Below are 19,875 nucleotides of genomic sequence, written 5' to 3'. Positions count from 1 at the left end.
CGGCAGACTCGCGCACTGTGAGGACACCACGCGATGACGCAGCGGCGGACGTTCCTCCCAATGTCTGGCTGTTCCTGGCGCGAGCCGGGCGCGAGCGACATTCTGCGCGGGCGTTATTCCTCGTTTCTGGCGTGCTCGCTCTCGCCCCGACTCTATCCGGGGGCGCCGGGCGCGCGTCTCTCGAGTTTTGGTTTGGCGAACATTTGCGTCGCTGGCCGGCGGACGGCTGCGCGCGAGCGGTAGCTTGCGCATTGAAGGGATCTGGGCACATGAAAATCGAGCGGCGATACACCAAGGCTGGCGAGTCTCCCTATGCGAACATCGAGTTCCGCACGACAAAGAGCGAGATCCGCAATCCCGACGGCTCCGTGGTGTTCTCGCTCGACAATATCGAAGTGCCGACGCAGTGGAGCCAGGTCGCCGCAGATGTGCTGGCGCAGAAATATTTTCGCAAGGCCGGCGTGCCGACGCTCCTGAAGCGCGTCGAGGAGAACAGCATCCCCTCCTTCCTGTGGCGCTCGATCGCCGACACGGAGGCGCTCGCGGCGCTGCCGAAGGATCAGCGCCACACGTCGGAAACCTCCGCGCGTCAGGTTTTCGACCGTCTCGCCGGCGCCTGGACCTATTGGGGCTGGAAAGGCGGCTATTTCGACAGCGAGGAGGACGCCCAGGCCTTCAGCGACGAATTGCGCTACATGCTCGCCACGCAGATGGCCGCGCCCAATTCGCCGCAATGGTTCAACACCGGCCTGCACTGGGCCTATGGCGTCGACGGGCCGAGCCAGGGCCATTTCTATGTCGACTACGCCAATGGCAAGATGGTGAAGTCGAAATCGGCCTATGAGCATCCGCAGCCGCACGCCTGCTTCATCCAGTCGATCGAGGACGATCTCGTCAACGAAGGCGGGATCATGGATCTGTGGGTGCGCGAGGCGCGCCTGTTCAAATATGGCTCCGGCACTGGCACCAATTTCTCCAGGCTGCGCGGCGAGAAGGAGAAGCTTTCGGGCGGCGGCTCGTCCTCCGGCCTGATGTCCTTCCTCAAGATCGGCGACCGCGCGGCGGGCGCGATCAAGTCCGGCGGCACCACGCGCCGCGCGGCGAAGATGGTCGTCGTCGATGTCGACCATCCCGACATCGAAGCCTTCGTGGACTGGAAGGTGAAGGAGGAAGAAAAAGTCGCTTCGCTTGTCGCCGGCTCCAAGATCGTCAAGAAGCACCTGAAGGCGATCCTGCGCGCCTGCGTGAATTGCGACGGCCCCGGCGACGACTGCTTCAACCCGGAAAAGAACCCGGCGCTGAAGCGCGAGATCAAGCTCGCGCGCCGCAACGAGGTGCCGGACAATTTCATCAAGCGCGTGATCCAGTTCGCGCGTCAGGGTTACAAGGACATTTCCTTCGAGACCTATGACACCGACTGGGACAGCGAGGCCTATCTCACCGTCTCCGGCCAGAACTCCAACAACTCCGTGCGCGTGACGGACGAGTTCCTCCATGCCGTGGAAAATGACGGCGACTGGAATCTCATCAAGCGTCTCGACGGCAAGGTCTCGAAGACGCTGAAAGCCCGCGACCTGTGGGAAAAGATCGGCTACGCCGCATGGGCCTCCGCCGATCCGGGCATCCAGTTCCACACGACCATCAACGACTGGCACACCTGCCCCGCCGGCGGCCCGATCCGCGCGTCCAATCCGTGCTCGGAATATATGTTCCTCGATGACACGGCCTGTAACCTCGCCTCGCTGAACCTTCTGCAGTTCCGCGACGACGAGACGAAGCGCATCGACGTCGACTCCTACGAGCACGCCGTGCGCCTGTGGACCATCGTGCTCGAAATCTCGGTGCTGATGGCGCAGTTCCCGTCGAAGGAAATCGCGCAGCTCTCCTATGACTACCGCACGCTGGGTCTCGGCTACGCCAATGTCGGCGGCCTGCTGATGTCGTCCGGCGTCGCTTACGACAGCGCCGCGGGCCGCGCGATCACCGGCGCGCTCTCGGCCATCATGACCGGCGTCTGCTACGCGACCTCCGCGGAGATGGCGAAGGAGCGCGGACCCTTCGCGCGCTTCATGGAGAACCGCGAGTCGATGCTGCGCGTCATCCGCAACCATCGCCGCGCCGCGCATGGCGAGCATGACGGATATGAAAACCTCGCGGTGAATCCCGTGCCGCTCGACATCGCCTCCTGCCCCGATCCCTTGCTGGCGGAGCGTGCGGCGGCCGCCTGGGACAAGGCGCTTTCGCAGGGCGAACTCTACGGCTATCGCAACGCGCAGGTCACTGTCGTGGCGCCGACCGGCACCATCGGCCTGGTGATGGATTGCGACACCACCGGCATCGAGCCCGATTTCGCGCTGGTGAAATTCAAGAAGCTCGCGGGCGGCGGCTATCTCAAGATCGTCAACCGCGCCGTGCCGGAGGGTCTGCGCGCGCTGGGCTATCGCGAGAGCGAGATTGCGGAGATCGAGGCCTACGCCGTCGGCCACGCCTCGCTCGCCAACGCGCCGGCGATCAACACCGCGAGCCTGCGCGCGCGCGGCTTCACGGACGAGAAGCTCGCGGCGGTGGAGGCCGCCCTGCCTTCCGCCTTCGACATCAAATTCGTCTTCAACAAATGGACGCTCGGGCCGGACTTCCTGACCGGAACGCTGAAGGTTCCGGCGCATTCGCTCGAGGACCGGAACTTCGACCTTCTCACGCATCTGGGCTTCGCCAAGTCCGAGATCGAGGCGGCGAACACCCATGTCTGCGGCGCGATGACGCTGGAGGGCGCGCCGCATCTCAAGCGCGAGCATTATTCCGTGTTCGATTGCGCCAACCCCTGCGGCCGCACGGGCAAGCGCTATCTCTCGGTCGAGTCGCACATTCGCATGATGGCGGCGGCGCAGCCCTTCATCACGGGCGCGATCTCCAAGACCATCAACATGCCGAATGACGCGAGCATCGAGGATTGCGAGCAGGCCTATCTGCTGTCCTGGCGCCTCGGCCTCAAGGCCAATGCGCTCTATCGCGACGGCTCCAAGCTCTCGCAGCCGCTGTCGGCGCAGCTCATTTCGGGCGACGACGACATCGACGCGGCGGATGTGATCGACGAAATCGTGTCGGCGACGATGCCCGCGCGCGCGGCCATGGTCGCGGAGCGCATCGTCGAGCGCGTGGTGCATCAGGTCATCCGCGAGCGCGAGAAACTGCCGGATCGCCGCAAGGGCTATACGCAGAAGGCGGCCGTCGGCGGCCACAAGGTCTATCTGCGCACGGGCGAATATGCGGACGGGCGCCTCGGCGAAATCTTCATCGACATGCACAAGGAAGGCGCCGCCTTCCGCAGCCTGATGAACAATTTCGCCATCGCGATTTCGCTCGGCCTGCAATATGGCGTGCCGCTCGAGGAATATGTGGACGCCTTCACATTCACGCGCTTTGAACCCGCCGGTCCGGTGCAGGGCAATGACGCGATCAAGAACGCGACGTCGATCCTCGACTATGTGTTCCGCGAACTCGCCGTGTCCTATCTCGGCCGCACCGACCTCGCGCATGTCTCGCCCGACGACATCGGCCATGACGTCCTCGGCAAGGGCGAGCATGAGGGCAAGGCGCCGGAAGCCAACAGCATCGTCTCGCGCGGCCTGCTGCGCTCCAAGACCGACAAGCTGATGGTGGTGCATGGCGGCGCCGTCGCGCTGCGCGAGACGCCGGATGTGGTGGAGGACGCCGACCTCACGCAGCTCGGCTGGACCGAACCCACCAAGACCGTGCAGGGCGTCGCGGAGAAGCGCGCCGAAGCGCGGATGAAGGGATATGTCGGAGAGGCGTGTCCTGAGTGCGCGAACTTCACGCTGGTGCGCAACGGGACGTGTCTGAAGTGCGAGACGTGTGGCAGCACGACGGGGTGCAGTTGATTGCGCTTCGCCGCCGGCCGCCGACGATGACGACGCGACCCGCCTAAACCTGAATGCACGTTAGAACGACTAGAGTTACGCGGAGGAGATGCCGCGTAACGTGGAAATTCTTTTTGGGTTCAAGGATCAAACTAAGATGCAGTTCGAGATCTTGTTTGAAGGCGATCTGGCCGATGCCCATAAATTACCGGGACTTGAGGGCACCCAGTCTTTGGAGGGCATTGGACGCTCCCTGACTCTCATCTCACACTTTGCCGCAACTGGGGAGGTTCGCCAGCGCTTTCCATTTTCCGACGCCTTCAGCGTTAATCTACTTGCTTTTGAAGCGGGCAGCTTTCGCACAATTTTCGGCGTCACTATCGACACCACCGCAACGTTGAAATGGCTTGCACCCGTGATTGGAGTCGGGATCGTGCAGGGCGTAGCGGGCAACATTGCATATGACTTAATGAAATACACTTTCAGCAGCGCAACCGGGCAAGCGGCCGATAAATCGCCAATGGTTGCGGAGCTTGAAAGCAAGCGTTCTGGCGATGTCAGCGCGCTGCAAGAGGCAATCACGCCATCGCTTAAGCGCAGCCACAGCGTCATAAACAGCGGGGCACAACAAATTACCATAAATGGAAACGGCAATGTTGTAACTATCTACAACCAAGAAAGCAAAGAATTTCTTGAAGAGGATAAATTCGACTTACTCCCAGAAGTAAAAATAGTCAGCACCGGAATGCTCAATGTTAATACTAGAAACGGAAGAGTATTCGATTACGAGCACCATAAACTCATATCTATTTTTGTAGCGCGAGATTGCACGGTGAGAGCCATGCCAAACCTCGCCAGAAGCCTGCAACTATACGCTAAATCAAAAGAAAAGAGCCAAGTTTACATAAAGTATCTGGTCAAAAAGAACAAATCTGGCTTTCCTAAAAGCTATCTTATATTGGATGCGTGGTTCGAAGGAGAGGCTCCACCATCGCGATAGCGCTTCTCACGCCACCTCGCGCACGCGCTCCTTGCGCCCCAACTCGGCCTCCGCTTCCTCGGCACTCATCGTCGAGAACATCTGCTGCAACTCGGCGCCCGTGCGCGGCGAATACGCGCCAATCCCCTCGCGCCCATAAAACGCACGGAACATCGCCCGCGCGCTCTCGATCGGCAGCGGCCCGACCTCGATCACCTCGTCGATGCGGCCCGGCCGCACGATCGCGGGATCGAGCCGGTCGAGATGGTTCGTCGTGACGATGAATTTCAGACCGTCCGGCGTCTGCATGCCGTCCATCGAATTCAGGATTTCATGCAGCGGCGACGCGCGCATGGCGGGGTCTTCGTCTTTCGCCTTCGTTCCGCGATCGAGACTGTTCGCGATCGTGTCGATATCCTCGATGACGAAGAGATCGTTCGACGTTCCCGACTTGAACGCCGCGCCGAGCCCGTGCAGCGACTTGATATATTTGATGTCGAAGCCGAAGTCGGAGGCGAGCGCGTGGATGAGGCTCGTCTTTCCGGTGCCGGGCGGACCATGAAGCACGACGCCGAGCTTCCACGGAATGCCGCGCGACGCGTGCCATTCCTCGGCGCCCTGAAACCATGAGAACCGCGAGACGAGCCGATCCTTGATCGACTGATCGACGAATACCGTGTCGAGACCGCGCTTGCGACGGCGCAGACCGCCCTCGCCGCCGCCGGCGGAAAACATGGAAATCTGGATCGAGTTCCGGTGCTCCTCGGGCTTGCAGTCGCGCATGAAGCGCTCGACCACGCAGCGGTCGCGGGTCAGAAAGGAGATCGTGATCGTCTCGAAAGGCGTGAATTGCTGTGCGGACTTGGTCTTGGAATATTTGAAGAGCGTTCCGCCATAAACGCCCCAGCCGCCGCCGAAGCCGGTCTTCAGCCCGCCATCCTTGATCTCGAGTGAGCGGCTGAAGAAATCGAGCCGCCGGCCCTCGATGAAGGCGTCGACGTCCGGATATTCGTTGGAGAGGCTCTCGACGAAGACCTTCGTCCATACTGTCCTCTCTACGAGATCCAGCATGGTCTCGGGCACGGTTCGCAGAACATACATCAGCGAGCCGAAGGCCAGCGTCCCGACGCCGCCGACGAGAAGCTGGTTGGACGTCAGCGCGGAAAATGCGGTGTCGAGATAGTTCATGAGCGCCCTTCGTACATGCGTTTCGAGGCGCGCATATTCGCCGCCTCGCCGACCGCGCCCCGGCTTCGCAGCCTCACCAGATGAGAACGCCAAGCCGTCCACGCAAGGTGCGCGCGCGCAGAAAGAGCTTCTATGAATGTGACGTTCGGCAATGCGCCGTCGGCGACGCGCCGAAGTCCAGCTCCTGCTTGGATTTTTCCGATTCCGCCATCTTGAAACACCAGCGCATCCGCTCCCTTTAACAAACGTAGAGCGCGACAGCTCGGATCGCCCCCGGCGCAATGCGCTCGCGGAGGTACGCCCATGGAAGAAAAACAGGTTTCAACCCCTGAGGAACGTAGGGAGGTGCGCGAGGTCGTAGGCGTATTCGACACCTCGGACGCGCTCATATCGGCGATCGACGATCTTATGACCAATGGCTTCGATTATTCGACCATCAGCCTTTTGGCGGACGAGCAGACGGTGCGCGAGAAGCTCGGCGCCGATCACATTCCGGCAAAGGAGCTCCAAGACAGCGTCGTCGCGCCACGCAGCGAATATATCGATCCGGAGGCCAGGAACGAGGCCAAGGCCGGCGTTATCGGCGGTCTGTTCTACATCGGAGCGATCCTGGGGGCCGGAGCCGTGCTTGCGGCGGGCGGCGCCCTGCCGGCGGCGGTCGCAGGCGCGGCGATAGCCGGAGGCGGAACGGGTCTCATCGGCGCGGCGATAGCCAAATGGGTCGGATATCGCGAAGCCCAGTGGCTCGAGGAGCAGATGCAGCACGGCGGCCTGCTGTTGTGGGCGCGCGCATGGGACAAGGACAAGGAACGCGCCGCCATCGGCATCATGGAACGTAACGGCGGTCGTGACGTGCATGCTCATTCGGCCGCCGCCGCCTGAAAAACATTGGGCTCTCCCGTTTCCGGGAGAGCCCATGAATCCCGTCCGCCTGAGCGCCTACCAGCCCCAGCCGCCGCCCCAGCCGCCATATCCCCAGCCGCCGCAGACGTTTACCCACTGCTGCGCCCAGCCATAGCCGGTCCAGACGGTGCGAAGGCGATAACAGCCGCCATAAGTGGGATAGCTGTAGCCCCAGCCGGCCCCGATCAGGCCCGCGCCGGCGTACCACGGCCAGGCGCCGCCCCAATGGCGGCGGTATCCCCAGCCGCCCCAATAGGGCCTGTGCCGCCATCCCCAGCCGACCGGTCGAACGCCGCCCCAGCCGCCGCCCCAATGATGGCCGCCGCCCCAGCCGCCGCCCCAGCCGGGACGAATCCCGCCGCCCCAACCAGGACGGACGCCGCCGCCCCAGCCGGAACGCATACCGCCGCCCCAGCCGGGACGCATACCGCCGCCCCAGCCGCCATGAAAGCCGCCCCCGCCGAAGCCGACGCCGGCCGGTCTCCCGTGAAAACCACCGAAGCCGCCGCCCCCAAAGCCGCGATGTTGCGCCTCTGCTGCGCCGGTCTGCGCCAAGAGCGCGGCCCCGAGGGCCGCGGCCGCGACGCCCACCGTGATATTTTTCCTGACCATGATCGCGTCCTCCCAACGAGGGCGACGGCCCGCGGAACAAATGCGGGCGCTTCCCTGCCGCCGCATCGCCAATCGTTTTACTTGAGCTACTGCCGGACCAAATCAACCCGGGCCATGCGGCCGCTCATCGCTGGCCGGTTCTTGCTGAGTCAGTGTCGAGAGCGGCAAAGGGGATCAGAATTTCAGCAGTTGTAGTATTTTTGCCACATGGCCGCAAAACAGTTATCAAGTGGCGAACATCCACCTCGCGTTGTCATACAAGCTGGCGTTATAATTGAGAAATCATAAAACTATAGTTTTCAGAAAAATCCGCCTTTGCCGACAAATTATCGCAAATAATACGGTTTTGTGACCGCCTTTATTTCGCCCGGGCGTCCGGCTACTTCAAGGGCGCGCGTCGGGGACCGACGCATACAGTCGGCGCGGAGCCGCCATCCTGCATGGAGAATGTGCTGTTGAAGAAACTGGTGATTGGATCTGTCGCGCTGCTGGCGCTCACTGTCAGCGCCGACGCCGCCTGGGTTGGCAAGGCGTCCTACTATAATCTTGGCGGACGAACCGCGAGCGGCGGCCATGTCGGCGCCTTCACGGCGGCCCATCGCACACTGCCATTCGGCTCTCATGTGCGCGTGACCAATCTGCGGAACAATCGTTCGGTCATCGTCACTGTCAATGATCGCGGGCCCTTCACCGGCGGCCGCGTGATCGACGTCTCCGCCCATGCGGCGGACAGCCTGGGCTTCCGCTCGGCCGGCGTAGCGATGGTCAGGGTAGAGCCCGTCTCCGGTCAATAACGCCACCACAGGGCGCTGATGACGCCGCGCTCGGCGGGGGAGTTTGCCCCGCTGAGCGCCGTAACGCCGCCGAGCTGCACGGACAATGACGGCGTCATGTCATAGACCGCGCTGAGCTGGAGCTTCTGCGCGGCGACGAATGTGGCGACGCCGCCGCGCGGCGCGAATGCCGAGAAGCTCTGAGCCATCACGAGCAGTTTATCCCACGGGCGCAGACCGGCGGTGAAGTCGGCGCGCAACTCGTCGCCGTTCTGCCCGCGCGAGCGATAGCCGATCTGAGTGTCGATGAAGCCTTTGAGGCCAAAGACGGTGATCGGCCGCCCGATCAGGAACCGGGCGTCGATCTGCACCGGATCGCGCATGTCGAGGAACCGCCGCGCTTCCGGCGAAGCCGCGCGCAGGCTGGCCTCCAGCGCGAAGACATAGTCGCCATAGGTGAAGAGGCGCAGTCGCGCGCCGGCCGAGCCCAGCCCCAGCCCCTCGTATTGCGGGCCGGGCGGCGGCTTCAGCGTCAGCGGCAAGCGGGCCTTGGCCTCGGCGATCAGCTGGTTGAGATGGTTCGTCGGCGACGCGGCGCCGCTGAAATCCATGTAGCCGCCCTCGCCGACGAAGTTCAGCCAGTCGGTTATTCCGTGTTCGACATAAACGCGCGCCTCGAACTTGCGATAGGAGGGCGTCGCGATCAGCCGTCCCCGGGCGTCATAGGCCTTACGCGCGTCGGCGAAAGTCGTCGTGACAATGACCTGGCCATTGCCTACGGGATAAAGCCACGCCCCGGCCCGGGCCGGAGCGGCGGCGAAGACGGCGCAGGCAAGAGAACAAAGAACAAAAAATGCACGCATGACGCGACGCCGCTACACGCTTGATAACACAGGCAGTGTAAGACGCCGAGTCTATTGCCAAGTTAACGCTTTGGCAATGTTTGTAGACGAGCATTTAAAATGTTCTTTCTATGTTTCCTTCCTGTTCCCATCCTTCGAATACGTCTTGCCGCGATAGGTCACGCTCTCGAGCTCAAGGTCGCCTTTCGGCTCGAAAGCGTCCGGGCGCGGACGCAATTCGCCGTTCTCGAATTCCAGCCCGAGCATGGCGTAGGCGGCGGAGATCATGCGCGCCGCCGCGCCGGTGTACCAGCTCCAGCCGCCGCGGCCTTCGTAGCCCGGCCCCTCATAGACGTCGGCCGGCTGCTGATGCGGCGGCATGCCATAAACGTCCGCCTCGGCGGGGCTCGCGAGCTTCGAGATGGGCGAAATCGCGATCCAGGTCTCGAACGCCTGACGGAACAGCTCTTCCGCCGCCTTCGGATCGCCTTCGGCCTGCGCCTGCGCCCCGAGCCTCGCCAGCGCGTCCACGAACCAGGACACGCCATGGGAATATTGCCCGCCGTTCTCGCGAACGCCCGGCGGATATTCGGCGCTGCGCCCGGGGTATGGCCTTGAATGCTCGTTATAGGGCGGCGTGACGAGCAACACGCGATTGGGTCGACCGAGGGCAGCCAACGCTTTTTCGATCGCCTCGCGCCCGCGCCCGGCGTCGACGGCCCGGGAGAGGACCGGCCAATGCGCGGTCATGGCGCTCATCGGCGCGATCTCGCTACCGTCGTCCGCGAAGTCGCGCACATAGCGGTCGCCGCGCCAGCAGGCGTCGAGGGCGAGGCGCAGCTTCGCGGCCTCATCGCGATAACGCGAGGCGCGGTCGACATCGCCCTTCGCCTCGAAGAAGGGCGCGATGTCGATGAGGATGCCGTGCAGGAAGAAACCGAGCCACACGCTTTCGCCGCGCCCTTCCACGCCGACAAGATGCATGCCGTCGTCCCAGTCGCCCGAACCGACCAGCGGCAGGCCATGCGCGCCGAAGCGGTCGAGCGTGTAGTCGATGGCGCGGGCGCAATGGCCGAGCAGCGTGTCCTTGTCGCGTGAGGTCAGCGGCACGGTGGCCTCGCCCTCCTGCCCCTTCGGCACCGGATTGGCTTCGAGGAATGGCTCGACGGCGTCGAGTATTCCCGCGTCGCCCGAACCGTTGACGTAGCGGATCGTGACATAGGGCAGCCACAGGTGCGGGTCCGACGAATGGGTGCGGTCGGCGAGGCCCGTGCCGCCGTTCGGCGCCCGATGCCACCACTTGCAGGCGTCGCCTTCGAGATACTGGTGCCGCGCGTGCAACAATATTTGCGCGCGGGCGCGCTCGGGGGCGAGATGCACGAGCGGCAAAACGTCCTGCAACTGGTCGCGATAGCCAATGGCCCCGGAGCGCTGGGACGGACCCGTGCGGCCCCAAAGGCGCGCGGCGAGCAATTGATAGGGAAGCCATTCGTTGACGAGGCGGTCGACGTCCGGACGGTTGGTCTTGATGCGCAGCACCGAGAGCTGCTCGTCCCATGCGCGCGCGCTCGCCTCGAACTCCATGCGCGCATTGGCCGGATCGCGCGCGAAGGCCGCGAGCTTCTGCGCCTCCTCCATCGTCGTCGTCTGGCCGAGCGCCACGACGACGATCGCCTCTCCGTCGGGAAGCACGTCGATCGATCCGCAGAAGGCGGCGACCTTGCGCTCATGCTCCGGCGCGCCGGCGTCGGGGTGGCCGTGCTCGACCATGTAAGGCAGGCACGGATCGCGGCTTTCGTGGCCGAGGAAGCGGCGGCGCGACGTCTCGGCGAATTCCGCCGGGATAGACGTCGTCACGAAAGCCCAGCCCTTCACGAAATTATTGCGCGGGTTGAGGAAGTAGATCGAGTGCAGATCATCGTCGATGACCGATTGCACCGCGCCGAGGCTTTCGTTCGGCGTTTCGGCGAGCACGATCTCCATGGCCGGCACGATCTGAAGCAGACGTTCGTGATCGCATTTGTTGCGAATCTTGAGAATCTTGAACTCGATCGGCCGCGTCGGGCTGACGAAGACCGTCATCTCGAGTTCGAGGCGATCGCGCTCGGCGCGATAGACGGCGGCGCCTGGCGAGAAGGTCACTTCATGTTCCGCGTCGCTCCGGCGCAGCGGCACGAAAGTCGGCGCATGGGCGTCGGTGCGGGCCAGATCATAGACGTAGATCATCTGCCCGGCCGGGGCCATGCGTCCCTCGCCCATGCGGAACGGCGTGAAGCTGTTCAGCCGCGAATTGGCGTTGAAGGAGAAGATGTCGCCGTCGTTGGTGAGCACCGCCCCCTGCCCCAGCGCATTCGCGATGACATGCGCGAAGGGCCGAGGCGTGCCGGGCGCGAGCGTGACGCTGCGGCCGTCCTGCGAGAATTTGTAACGATGTTCTTTCGGCGCCGGCGGCATGATCAGCGAACGCTGGCGTGACAGCGCCCTGTCGAGAATCTCCGGCGCGACCGGCGCCACGCCGAGATGACGCGCGACGGAGGCGGTGGCGCGCCCCATGTCGCGCGCCCAGCCGTCGACGATGATGAGCTCCGCTTCGCCGGCCGGGCCGATGTCGATGTCGACGCGCAGGCTCGCGCAGGGTTCGAAACCGTAGAGCAGCCCTTCGTCGTCAGGATCGCGCGGCTCGCCGAGACCTTTCAGGCTGTCGGGCGAATTCACCGGTCCCATGCCGTAGAAGCGCGACTTCACATCCTCGTAGCCGACGATCGTTATTTTCGTGTCAGCCCCGGCGCCGATGGCGTGGAAGCCGATTTCCGGCGACAGACGCCTGTCCGCATGGCGCCGCGCGCCGCCCTTGAGCAGGCGGTTTTGCGCGAAGATCGCATTGAGCGAACGCACGTACCATGTTCCGACGTGGATGGCGTTATAGGCCGCGTCGCGCATTTCGACGCTGGTTTCGTTCAGCACCCATTCGCGCAGGCTCGCGAGCGTCAACCTGCGCCCGCGCTGTTCGAGATTGACGATGCGCAGATGCGTGATCTCCACCGCCTCGTCGGGCGCGAGAGAAACGCGCGCCTCGACGGCGAAGCCATTCCGCTCGGCCATGAAGAACAGGCAGTTTTCGCCGGCGTCCGTCAGCGTCGCGCGGTGAGCGGCGCAGCGCGTCGGCGCCTCGCCAATCGACCACAACTCGCCGCTTTCCTCGCGAAGGAAAAGGAAACGTCCGCGCGGATGGGCGTGATCGTCGGGGCGGCGCGTGAGATCGATCGGCGGGCCGCCGCGCGCGACGCCCTCGATGCGGATGGCGCCCTGACTGTCCTGGAACCATTCGCTGGTCATCAGGCCATTGGTGAGCTTCAGCGGTTTCGAGCCGGGCACGCCGCCCGCGCCGGTAACGCCTTCGAGCGGGAGCTTTTGCGCCTGGGCGAGACGGCCGAGCAGGAAAAGCACGAGGCCCAGCGCCACTAGCCCCGCGTAAAGGAGATAGCCGCCGACGAGATAGGTGTAGGATGGCGGCCGCGTCTGCGCCATCTGCTCGGCGCCCGTCCACGCCTTGTCCCAGTTGCTCCCCTGCGGAATGTAGAAGGGCAGGAGCAGCGGCGCCCATGTGCCGAAACGGCGGATGCCCTCCGGAATGGCGCGGCTCACCTGTTCCTTGCCGACGAAGCGCGCCGCCCGCTCATCGAGGAGATCGCCGCCGACGAAGGAGAAGTTCACCAGCGTCGCAACGCGCAGGCCCATGTGGTCGAACCAGATCAGCACGCGCAGCACGTCATAGGCGAGCAGCGCGGTGAAGATGTCGAGGCTCCACGCGCGGAATTCATTGTCCGGAAGGATGTAGCTCATCCAGGTCGCAACGCCGGTGCGGATCAGCCCATCCTGATTGTACCAGGCCGGCTCCGGCGACGCCTTGAGGAACGAGTAGATCACCGGCGCCATCCACAGGCCCCAGCGCAGCACGCGCACCGCGTTATCGACGAGCATCTCAAGCCCTTCCCAGCTCGCGAGCTGGCGCAACGGCGAGAGGCTGCGCTGCACGAGGGCGCTGAGGAAGAAGAAATTGATCGAGAAGAGCGGCGCCGCGAACACCCACTGGATGACGCCCGAAAGCGACTCGTCATAGAGCAGCCGCACCCCGCCATCGACGAGGCCAAGATCCGTCGCGCCCCATTTCGAGAACAGCGGGCGCACGATGTAGGCGTAGACCGGCCGCCCGTCCGCGGCGTAATCGATCGAAACATAGGCGAAGAATTTGCCGACGATCGTCTGGATCTGGCCCGTGTCCAGATACCAGGCGACGCTGCCCGCGACGACGCCGCCGAGCATCGCGCCGAGCGAGTAGACGCGCCAGCTGCGGAAGTGCTGGCGACGACGCTGTGTCAGCGCCCGCAGATCGAAGGCCGCGTCGACGCCGGCGTAGGCCAGCGCGCCGACAACGACGCCGAACAGGAACCGGTCCCATCCGCTCATGGCCGGCAGATCGATCATGAGCGCTACGCCGACGCCCGCGCCCGCCACCAGACCGCGCGCGAAATTCGACGGCCGGAGATAGGCCTCCTCCAGTCGCCCGACGAAGGGCAATGTCGAATCCGTGCTCTCGACGATGGTGCGGACCAGCGGATAGGTCGCCGCGCCGATCAGCGCCGCGCCGAGGGGACCCGACAATTTGATGAGCGAGACGGCCGGCGGAAACGAGACGACGAGCCCGACCGCCAGCAGCAGCGCCATGTAAACGAAGCCGTAGACCGCGCCCTTCTCCGCGCCGACCTTCCAGTCGTGGTAGACGACGACGGAAAGCGACGGGGTTGCGCGCAACAGGCCGGCGAGCGCCTGCGTCACGAGATAGGTTTCGCCCCACAGCCCCCCCTGCGCCAACGCCTCCATCACGGTCGCGGCGAACGCCGCGAAGGGCGCCGGCAGATAAGGCGTGAGGAAGGCGGAAACCGCCGTCGCGACGAATGGCGTGAGCGACGCCAGAAACGCCGCCGCGAAGAGGATGCCATGCGGGCGCCACTGCCGCGGCAGGAAGCGCCCGAGCGCCAGCGGCACGCCGACGACGACCGCCTCGTTGAGCAGAAACAGGACGAAGGTGCGGCCGATGATCTTTTTCAGTATTTCCGGCGCGTCGATCCCCGGCAGAAACATGCCGCCGATTTGCGTCACGGGCGGGGAGCCCAACGCGATCAGCAGGCTGAAAAGCAGCGGGAGCGCGAACAGCGCCGCGCGGACCGCCATCCGCGACCGCGCGCGAAGCGTGACGACGCCAGAAATGTATATGATCGTCGCGACGCCCGCGCCCACCGGCGAGAAACGGAACAATTGCTCCAGCGTGTCCGGCGCCCGCCACAACACGCCGGCCCGGTCGCACATCACGGAGAAGGACGCGATGACCAGGAAATCGACGACGAAATCGATCGCCTGCCGCGCAGCCTCGCCGGAGGGCCGCAGCAGATAGACCGCGGCGCCGGCGAAGAAGCCCGCGACGAGGGCGTGATCATAGCCGCCCGAAGCCTCTAGCGCAGCGACGACGGCGAGCCCGAGCCCAAAAAGGATTCTTTCGAAAAGCGCGCCGCCAGTGTCCGTTTCGCCATGGATAGTCGCCATGGGTTCCCTCCACGCGTCCGCTCATCGGCGCTGTTTATAGTTAATCCCCGGAATCACCCGCAGAATAAAGGATTCCCTTGCCGGACGGCGGGGGAAATGTCGACCCCTCGCCCCCGCCGGCGGCTGCGGCCCTTCGCAGAAGCAGTGCAAGCCGTTATAGTCAAAAAAGCGTAAATCCCGCGCTCCGGCGAGGGCGAAGCAAGTGGACGATATGGACGAACCCATGCCCGCGCCGACGGAAAACCCTCGTTCCGGCCTGCGAAGAAAATCGACCGCCCAGGCGGCCGACCGCCTGTCTGCGATCATTGCGCAGGAAAAGGGCGCCGCGAGGGCGGTGGAGGGAAAGGCCACGCTCGACGAGCGCATGGCCAGTCTCGCCGCGGCGCTTCGTCGCGCCCGTGTCGAGAACGCCGACCATTCCGCCGCGCTCGCCGATCTCCGGGCGGCGGAAATCGCCCGGCTCGAAATCCTCGCCGACGCTCTCGCCCCGGTTCTGGCGCAGGTGCCGGCGGACTGCGACATTTTCGACGTCGCCGTGTCGCCCAGCGAGCGGCCGCGGCTGTTCATCGACCAGATCGGCTTCGTCGAGATGGACCGCGACCGTCGCACCTACCGCTTCCTGCAGGACACCCGCCACGGCCGCGTGACGCTGATCGAGAGCGAAAAAATCGACGCGCTGGTGGACGCAGTCACAAATTACATCGCTCACCGGCTTATCGAACGCGAAAGGGCGCTGGCCATCGATTACGCGAGCGGCGGCGCGGCGAGAGCTCTGCGTGTCGACAGCGCCGCGCAATCGGCGGGCGAAATCGGCGCCTTGCGCGGCAAGGCCTTTCAGGCGTTCCTCTTCGTCGTGGAGTTCCTCGGCTCGGCCGCCTTCTTCGGAATGCTGGCGGTAATCGCGCTCTGGGCCTATCGCACCTACATCGCGCACTGATCTCGGCGCGTTTCGTGTCAGTGCTAGAATGATAGAAACATGATAGATGTCAGCGCCAAAGAGTCGCACATTTAGATGTAGCGTATTTCAGCGATAAAGTTTTTAATCTTCTTGGGCTTAGAGAGCGGGGGCATTCGACAGAATTTGTGGACGGGATTATGAAAAAAATATCATCTTTTATGGCGCCGCTCGCGATCGTTATCGCGTTTGGCGGGGTTGCGAATGCGACGTGCGACCGTGACAGACTTCACGTTGTGCGATCTGAAGGCGCGCCGGGCGGCGTTCAGATTTTCGATTTGGCCCCCGCAGCGGTTCAACCGACATACTATTTTCGCTTCAGGACCACGAACGCTCAGATAGTCGATAATTTGAACGCAGCTTGGGTCGGACGGTTCACCGTCAGAATTCAAGGTAATGCGGACTCGTGTCCCGCAAGCGGCGTGGTCCGGGAGGGCGGCACCATCACCTATCTGTTCAGGGATTCATTTTTCTAAGAATGAAGCCCGATTGAATTGGGCGAGCCGTTGGCGCTCGACCTACGGGTGAATTCCTAGAATATCGATGAGTATGGCCCAGGCTTCGGTCTGGGCCATACTCATTTGGGATTTGCCGAACGAAAGGATTTTCCAATCTGGCGCTTTCGACAAGGCGGAGCCTTCCCGGAGAACGCAGCAAGAGCGCGGGATGGCTGCGGACTTGCCGAGCTGCTGTTCGCCATGGGTCGGTCCGGCTGACGCTCGAATCCATTCCTAGCGCCACGGCGCCGGGCGGACGCCGGCCAAAAAGATTGGCGAGAGCCCAGAGGTTCTAAGGCGCAGAGAGCCAGCGCGTTTCAAAGCGGCCAATTTGGTCAGCCGCGTTCATGGCAAGGCAGCAATCCTGCATCCGAGGTCGCGACCGAGGCCCGAAAGCGCAGGTTCAGGAGGCGATCGGAATCTAGCGGGCAGCTCGCCATCCAATTCACCCGTCGCGTTGCTCGTCGCCGACTCGCCAATACAAGCATGACATTATCCGGCGAATGCGGGCTAAAGATCGACCGCCGCCATCTCCACGACTTCACCCGCCTCGTTCAGCCCGCGCTGGCGCATGTTGATCCGCAGGCGGTCGCCTTCGCGCCCGATCGAATAGAGGTTGTAAGCCGCGGCCGGATAGTGGCCGCCGGGGCGCGCCGAGGCGGAGGCGACGCCGACGACGGGGGCCGCCGCCAGCGGGCCGGCGATGTGCGCAAGGCTCGGCTTGTGGTTGTGGCCGTGCAGGACGAGTTCCGCGCCATGTCGGGCGATGACGTCCTCGAAGGCCGCCGCATCGTCGAGACCCCGCAGGATGCGCGCGCCGCCGACATGGGGCGGATGGTGCAGGAACACCACGCGCGCGAGCCCTTCGGCTTTCGTCTGTTCCAGCAACGCCCCAAGCGCTGACAGTTGCTCCTCCCCCAGCCGGCCGGAGGCGATGAATGGCCCCGTCGGCACGCCAGAGTCGAGCCCGATAAGCGCCACGCCCCCGCGCCGGCGCAAATAGGGAAAGCCGGCCGCCGCCGTTTCGCCCGCCGTCCAGGGCGCGAAGACCTCATGCACGAGTTGCGTGGCGTCGGCGACATAGGCGTCGTGATTGCCTGGCGTGTAGCTCACCTCCTCGGGTCCGCCGAGAGAAGCAAGCCAATCCCTCGCCAGCGCGATCTCGGCTGGAAGGCCGATGTTCACAATGTCGCCGGTCATCAGCACATGGTCGGGCTTTTGCGCCTTCATGTCCTCGACGAGGCGCGACAGCACTCCCATGTCGTGCTGTCCAGCGCGCTTGTAGAGCCAGTTGACATAGCCAGTGACGCGCTTGCCGAGCAGTTCCGCAAGATTGGGGCGTGGAATCGGTCCGATATGCGCGTCGGAGAGATGGGCGAGAAGAAAGGTCACGCGACGGCCTTTGTTGTTTGCGAATAGTCCTAGAGCCTTCGCGCGCCATTTGCCATAGTCGCGCGACGAAACAGGAGACAATGGTGACGCCGCCGCCCACAGAACGACCGCCCCCGTCGCTTCGCGCCCGCGCGGTCTCGCGGATCATAACCCTCGGCGCGCTGTTCCAGCGGCCGATGACGCTCGGCGTTCGCGGGCTGGTGATTGACCCCGACAATCGCGTTCTGCTGGTGCGCCACACCTATGTGCCGGGCTTCTACCTTCCCGGCGGCGGCGTCGAGAGCGGCGAGACCATGCTGGAGGCGCTGACCCGCGAGCTGGCCGAGGAAGGCGAAATCCACAACGTCAACGAGCCGGCGCTGCATGGCGTCTTTCTCAACCGCCGGGTTTCGCCGCGCGATCATGTGGCGCTTTACGTCGTGCGGGATTTTCATTGCAAAGGTCCGCGAACGCCCGACCGGGAGATTGCCGAAGCAGGTTTTTTCACGCTCGACGCCCTGCCCGACGACACGACCGCCGCGACGCGCGCCCGGCTGGCGGAAGTCTTTCATGGCGCGCCGGTCTCGCCCTACTGGTGAATCCGCATTGGAGAGATTGATCATGTCGCAAGCCGGACGTTTCCCTGCCGCGATGCTCGTCGCGCTCGCCGTCGCGATGGCGTCTTCCTCCCCGCGCGCCCAATCCAATGCGATACATACGCTCGACGCCATCTTTTACAATTTCGACGAAAATCGCGACGGCGTCATCACATCCGCCGAAGCCAATCACTTCATCGACAAAACCTTCGCCGAAATGGACCCGCGTCACACGGGCCGGATGACGAAGGAAGCGTGGAGAAATTTCAGCTTCGGCCTCGCCGACGTCGCCGCCGAACAGGGCGTGTCGCATTCGTATGAGCGCGCCAAGGATGCGATCTTCGATCGCTGGGATCGCCGGAAGAAAGGGGCGCTGACCCTCGAGGATTATCGCAACGGCGTGCTCGGCGACGCGCGCGCCGCAATGCACGGCGAGGGAAAAGGCGACGAATTGCGCATTGATCTCAACGCGTTCAAGCGCGCGAGATTTGTGCGGCAACTGCTCAGGAGTCTGCACTGAAGCGCGTTCAGGACTGCGCCAGCGCGCGAATATCACGCCAGCCATAGGCGACATCCGGCAAAACCAGCCCGTAAATCTCCCACACGCCTTCGACGCCCGTCGGCGTCGCGCCGAGCGCTTCATAAAAGCGCCTCGCGTGGAGCGCGTCGCGAAACATCCAGACGCTGGCGCTTTTGCATCCGCTCGCGAGCAGATGCCCGGCCATCGCCGCCATCAGGACCCGCCCCGCCCCGCGACGCTGCATCCGCCGCAGCAGATAGATCGACGAAAATTCGCCCTCGTAGCCGAGCGGCGCCATTTTCTCGCTGGTCTGACGCTCGCATTTCGCGAAGCCCGCCGGCGCGCCCTCCTCGTCGAGCGCAAGAAACACAGCCCATGCCGGGTCGCCCGCCCCCGCGGCCAGCGACTTGCGCCAGCGCGCCGCCCATTCGTCGACGTCGAGGCCGGCCAGGGTCTCGGCGGGCATCATCTGCGCATAGGTCTCGCGCCAGGCGGCGACATGGATTTCGGCGATCGTCCGCGCATCCTCGATTCCGGCGCGGCGGATGGGCGTTTTGCTCATTTGCCGCGATTTTGCATGGGCTTTGCGCCCAAGGCAACGGTCGCGTTTTGCCCTCCGCGCGCCGCATGATATGGCGGGCCACGGGTAACAAAAGCGTCATGATCGACCTCGTCATCAAATTCTTCCCCGCCACGGCCGCCGACGAAGCGCATATCGAGAAACTCGACGAGCGCGCCTTCGGTCCCGGCCGCTACGCGCGCACGGCTTACCGGCTGCGCGAGGGCGTCGCGCCCGATCTGTCGCTCTCCTTCGTCGCCCGCGTCGGCACGCTTCTAGTCGGCGCCAATCGCATGACGCCTGTTCTCGTCGGCTCCTCCCCCGCCCTGCTGCTCGGCCCGCTGACGGTGGAGCCGGCCTTCCGCTCGCAGGGCGTGGGCGAGAAGCTCGTCAAACATTCGCTCGACGCCGCCCGCGAGGCAGGGCATGGGCTGGTGCTGCTTGTCGGCGATGAGGATTACTATTCGCGCATGGGCTTCGCCCGTGTTCCGCGCGGCAAGATCGTCATGCCCGGCCCGGTCGATCCCGACCGCCTGCTCTATTGCGAATTGCGCCCCGGCGCGCTCGACGCGGCAAGCGGCAAGATGCGGCGCGCCTGAGA

The 19,875-nt window shown here is 64.1% G+C and carries 14 protein-coding genes; 8 read left to right on the top strand and 6 right to left on the bottom strand.

The genetic code is table 11. The annotated features are described in order from the left end of the window. Positions 1-269: 269 nt before the first annotated feature. Positions 270-3,899 (top strand): vitamin B12-dependent ribonucleotide reductase, encoded by a 3,630-nt coding sequence (locus LG047_RS18645; RefSeq protein WP_227968161.1) that lies wholly within the window; start codon positions 270-272, stop codon positions 3,897-3,899. 88 nt (positions 3,900-3,987) lie between these two features. Continuing rightward, positions 3,988-4,878, top strand: a complete 891-nt coding sequence (locus LG047_RS18640) for a hypothetical protein (RefSeq protein WP_227968160.1) — start codon at positions 3,988-3,990, stop codon at positions 4,876-4,878. A 6-nt stretch (positions 4,879-4,884) separates the two neighbouring features. Here LG047_RS18640 and LG047_RS18635 read toward each other — a convergent pair whose 3' ends face one another. Beyond that, positions 4,885-6,045, bottom strand: coding sequence for an AAA family ATPase (locus LG047_RS18635; RefSeq protein WP_227968159.1), 1,161 nt, complete (start codon positions 6,043-6,045; stop codon positions 4,885-4,887). Between the two features lie 303 nt (positions 6,046-6,348). On the opposite strand from LG047_RS18635, the gene LG047_RS18630 reads away from it, so the two are divergent. Continuing rightward, positions 6,349-6,927 (top strand): hypothetical protein, encoded by a 579-nt coding sequence (locus LG047_RS18630; RefSeq protein ID WP_227968158.1) that lies wholly within the window; start codon positions 6,349-6,351, stop codon positions 6,925-6,927. A gap of 57 nt (positions 6,928-6,984) precedes the next feature. On the opposite strand, the gene LG047_RS18625 is transcribed toward LG047_RS18630, so the two are convergent. Next, the gene (locus LG047_RS18625) at positions 6,985-7,560 is read right to left on the bottom strand and encodes a hypothetical protein (RefSeq protein ID WP_227968157.1); all 576 of its coding nucleotides are present in this window, start codon (positions 7,558-7,560) and stop codon (positions 6,985-6,987) included. A gap of 440 nt (positions 7,561-8,000) precedes the next feature. Between LG047_RS18625 and LG047_RS18620 the strand changes: the two genes are divergently transcribed. Beyond that, positions 8,001-8,354 carry a septal ring lytic transglycosylase RlpA family protein gene (locus LG047_RS18620; protein WP_036280863.1) on the top strand — a complete coding sequence of 118 codons (354 nt, stop codon included), beginning with the start codon at positions 8,001-8,003 and terminating at the stop codon, positions 8,352-8,354. On the opposite strand, the gene LG047_RS18615 is transcribed toward LG047_RS18620, so the two are convergent. After that, a complete protein-coding gene (locus tag LG047_RS18615) occupies positions 8,348-9,196 on the bottom strand; it encodes a hypothetical protein (protein WP_227968156.1) in 849 nt (282 codons plus the stop codon). The two genes, LG047_RS18620 and LG047_RS18615, sit on opposite strands and share 7 nt — an antisense overlap. A 108-nt stretch (positions 9,197-9,304) precedes the next feature. Beyond that, complete coding sequence (locus LG047_RS18610) at positions 9,305-14,776, bottom strand: GH36-type glycosyl hydrolase domain-containing protein (RefSeq protein WP_227968155.1); 5,472 nt, start codon at positions 14,774-14,776, stop codon at positions 9,305-9,307. A 211-nt stretch (positions 14,777-14,987) separates the two neighbouring features. Here LG047_RS18610 and LG047_RS18605 point away from each other — a divergent pair, with 211 nt between their 5' ends. Then, entirely contained in the window at positions 14,988-15,713 is a 726-nt protein-coding gene (locus LG047_RS18605) for a hypothetical protein (protein ID WP_227968531.1), read from the top strand. A 1,025-nt stretch (positions 15,714-16,738) separates the two neighbouring features. Here LG047_RS18605 and LG047_RS18600 read toward each other — a convergent pair. After that, the gene (locus LG047_RS18600; RefSeq protein WP_227968154.1) at positions 16,739-17,620 is read right to left on the bottom strand and encodes a metallophosphoesterase; all 882 of its coding nucleotides are present in this window, start codon (positions 17,618-17,620) and stop codon (positions 16,739-16,741) included. A gap of 80 nt (positions 17,621-17,700) precedes the next feature. Between LG047_RS18600 and LG047_RS18595 the strand changes: the two genes are divergently transcribed. Continuing rightward, positions 17,701-18,198 carry an NUDIX domain-containing protein gene (locus tag LG047_RS18595; RefSeq protein WP_036280855.1) on the top strand — a complete coding sequence of 166 codons (498 nt, stop codon included), beginning with the start codon at positions 17,701-17,703 and terminating at the stop codon, positions 18,196-18,198. 22 nt (positions 18,199-18,220) lie between these two features. After that, entirely contained in the window at positions 18,221-18,715 is a 495-nt protein-coding gene (locus tag LG047_RS18590; RefSeq protein WP_227968153.1) for a hypothetical protein, read from the top strand. A 7-nt stretch (positions 18,716-18,722) separates the two neighbouring features. On the opposite strand, the gene LG047_RS18585 is transcribed toward LG047_RS18590, so the two are convergent. After that, entirely contained in the window at positions 18,723-19,277 is a 555-nt protein-coding gene (locus LG047_RS18585) for a GNAT family N-acetyltransferase (RefSeq protein ID WP_227968152.1), read from the bottom strand. A 98-nt stretch (positions 19,278-19,375) separates the two neighbouring features. On the opposite strand from LG047_RS18585, the gene LG047_RS18580 reads away from it, so the two are divergent. Next, positions 19,376-19,873, top strand: coding sequence for a GNAT family N-acetyltransferase (locus LG047_RS18580; RefSeq protein ID WP_036286826.1), 498 nt, complete (start codon positions 19,376-19,378; stop codon positions 19,871-19,873). Positions 19,874-19,875: the final 2 nt, after the last annotated feature.

Source organism: Methylocystis sp. WRRC1 (assembly GCF_020733155.1).
GTDB lineage: Bacteria > Pseudomonadota > Alphaproteobacteria > Rhizobiales > Beijerinckiaceae > Methylocystis.
Note: the sequence above shows the minus strand (reverse complement) of the source record. Positions and strands in the feature narration are given on the sequence as shown.

Excerpts from the sequence above, each read along its gene's own strand:
- LG047_RS18595 (WP_036280855.1), top strand. The coding sequence starts at position 17,701 with ATGGTGACGCCGCCGCCCACAGAACGACCGCCCCCGTCGCTTCGCGCC.
- LG047_RS18640 (WP_227968160.1), top strand. The coding sequence starts at position 3,988 with ATGCCGCGTAACGTGGAAATTCTTTTTGGGTTCAAGGATCAAACTAAG.
- LG047_RS18615 (WP_227968156.1), bottom strand. The coding sequence starts at position 9,196 with ATGCGTGCATTTTTTGTTCTTTGTTCTCTTGCCTGCGCCGTCTTCGCC.
- LG047_RS18610 (WP_227968155.1), bottom strand. The coding sequence starts at position 14,776 with ATGGCGACTATCCATGGCGAAACGGACACTGGCGGCGCGCTTTTCGAA.
- LG047_RS18580 (WP_036286826.1), top strand. The coding sequence starts at position 19,376 with ATGATCGACCTCGTCATCAAATTCTTCCCCGCCACGGCCGCCGACGAA.
- LG047_RS18630 (WP_227968158.1), top strand. The coding sequence starts at position 6,349 with ATGGAAGAAAAACAGGTTTCAACCCCTGAGGAACGTAGGGAGGTGCGC.
- LG047_RS18625 (WP_227968157.1), bottom strand. The coding sequence starts at position 7,560 with ATGGTCAGGAAAAATATCACGGTGGGCGTCGCGGCCGCGGCCCTCGGG.
- LG047_RS18605 (WP_227968531.1), top strand. The coding sequence starts at position 14,988 with ATGGACGAACCCATGCCCGCGCCGACGGAAAACCCTCGTTCCGGCCTG.
- LG047_RS18585 (WP_227968152.1), bottom strand. The coding sequence starts at position 19,277 with ATGAGCAAAACGCCCATCCGCCGCGCCGGAATCGAGGATGCGCGGACG.
- LG047_RS18635 (WP_227968159.1), bottom strand. The coding sequence starts at position 6,045 with ATGAACTATCTCGACACCGCATTTTCCGCGCTGACGTCCAACCAGCTT.
- LG047_RS18645 (WP_227968161.1), top strand. The coding sequence starts at position 270 with ATGAAAATCGAGCGGCGATACACCAAGGCTGGCGAGTCTCCCTATGCG.
- LG047_RS18590 (WP_227968153.1), top strand. The coding sequence starts at position 18,221 with ATGTCGCAAGCCGGACGTTTCCCTGCCGCGATGCTCGTCGCGCTCGCC.
- LG047_RS18620 (WP_036280863.1), top strand. The coding sequence starts at position 8,001 with ATGGAGAATGTGCTGTTGAAGAAACTGGTGATTGGATCTGTCGCGCTG.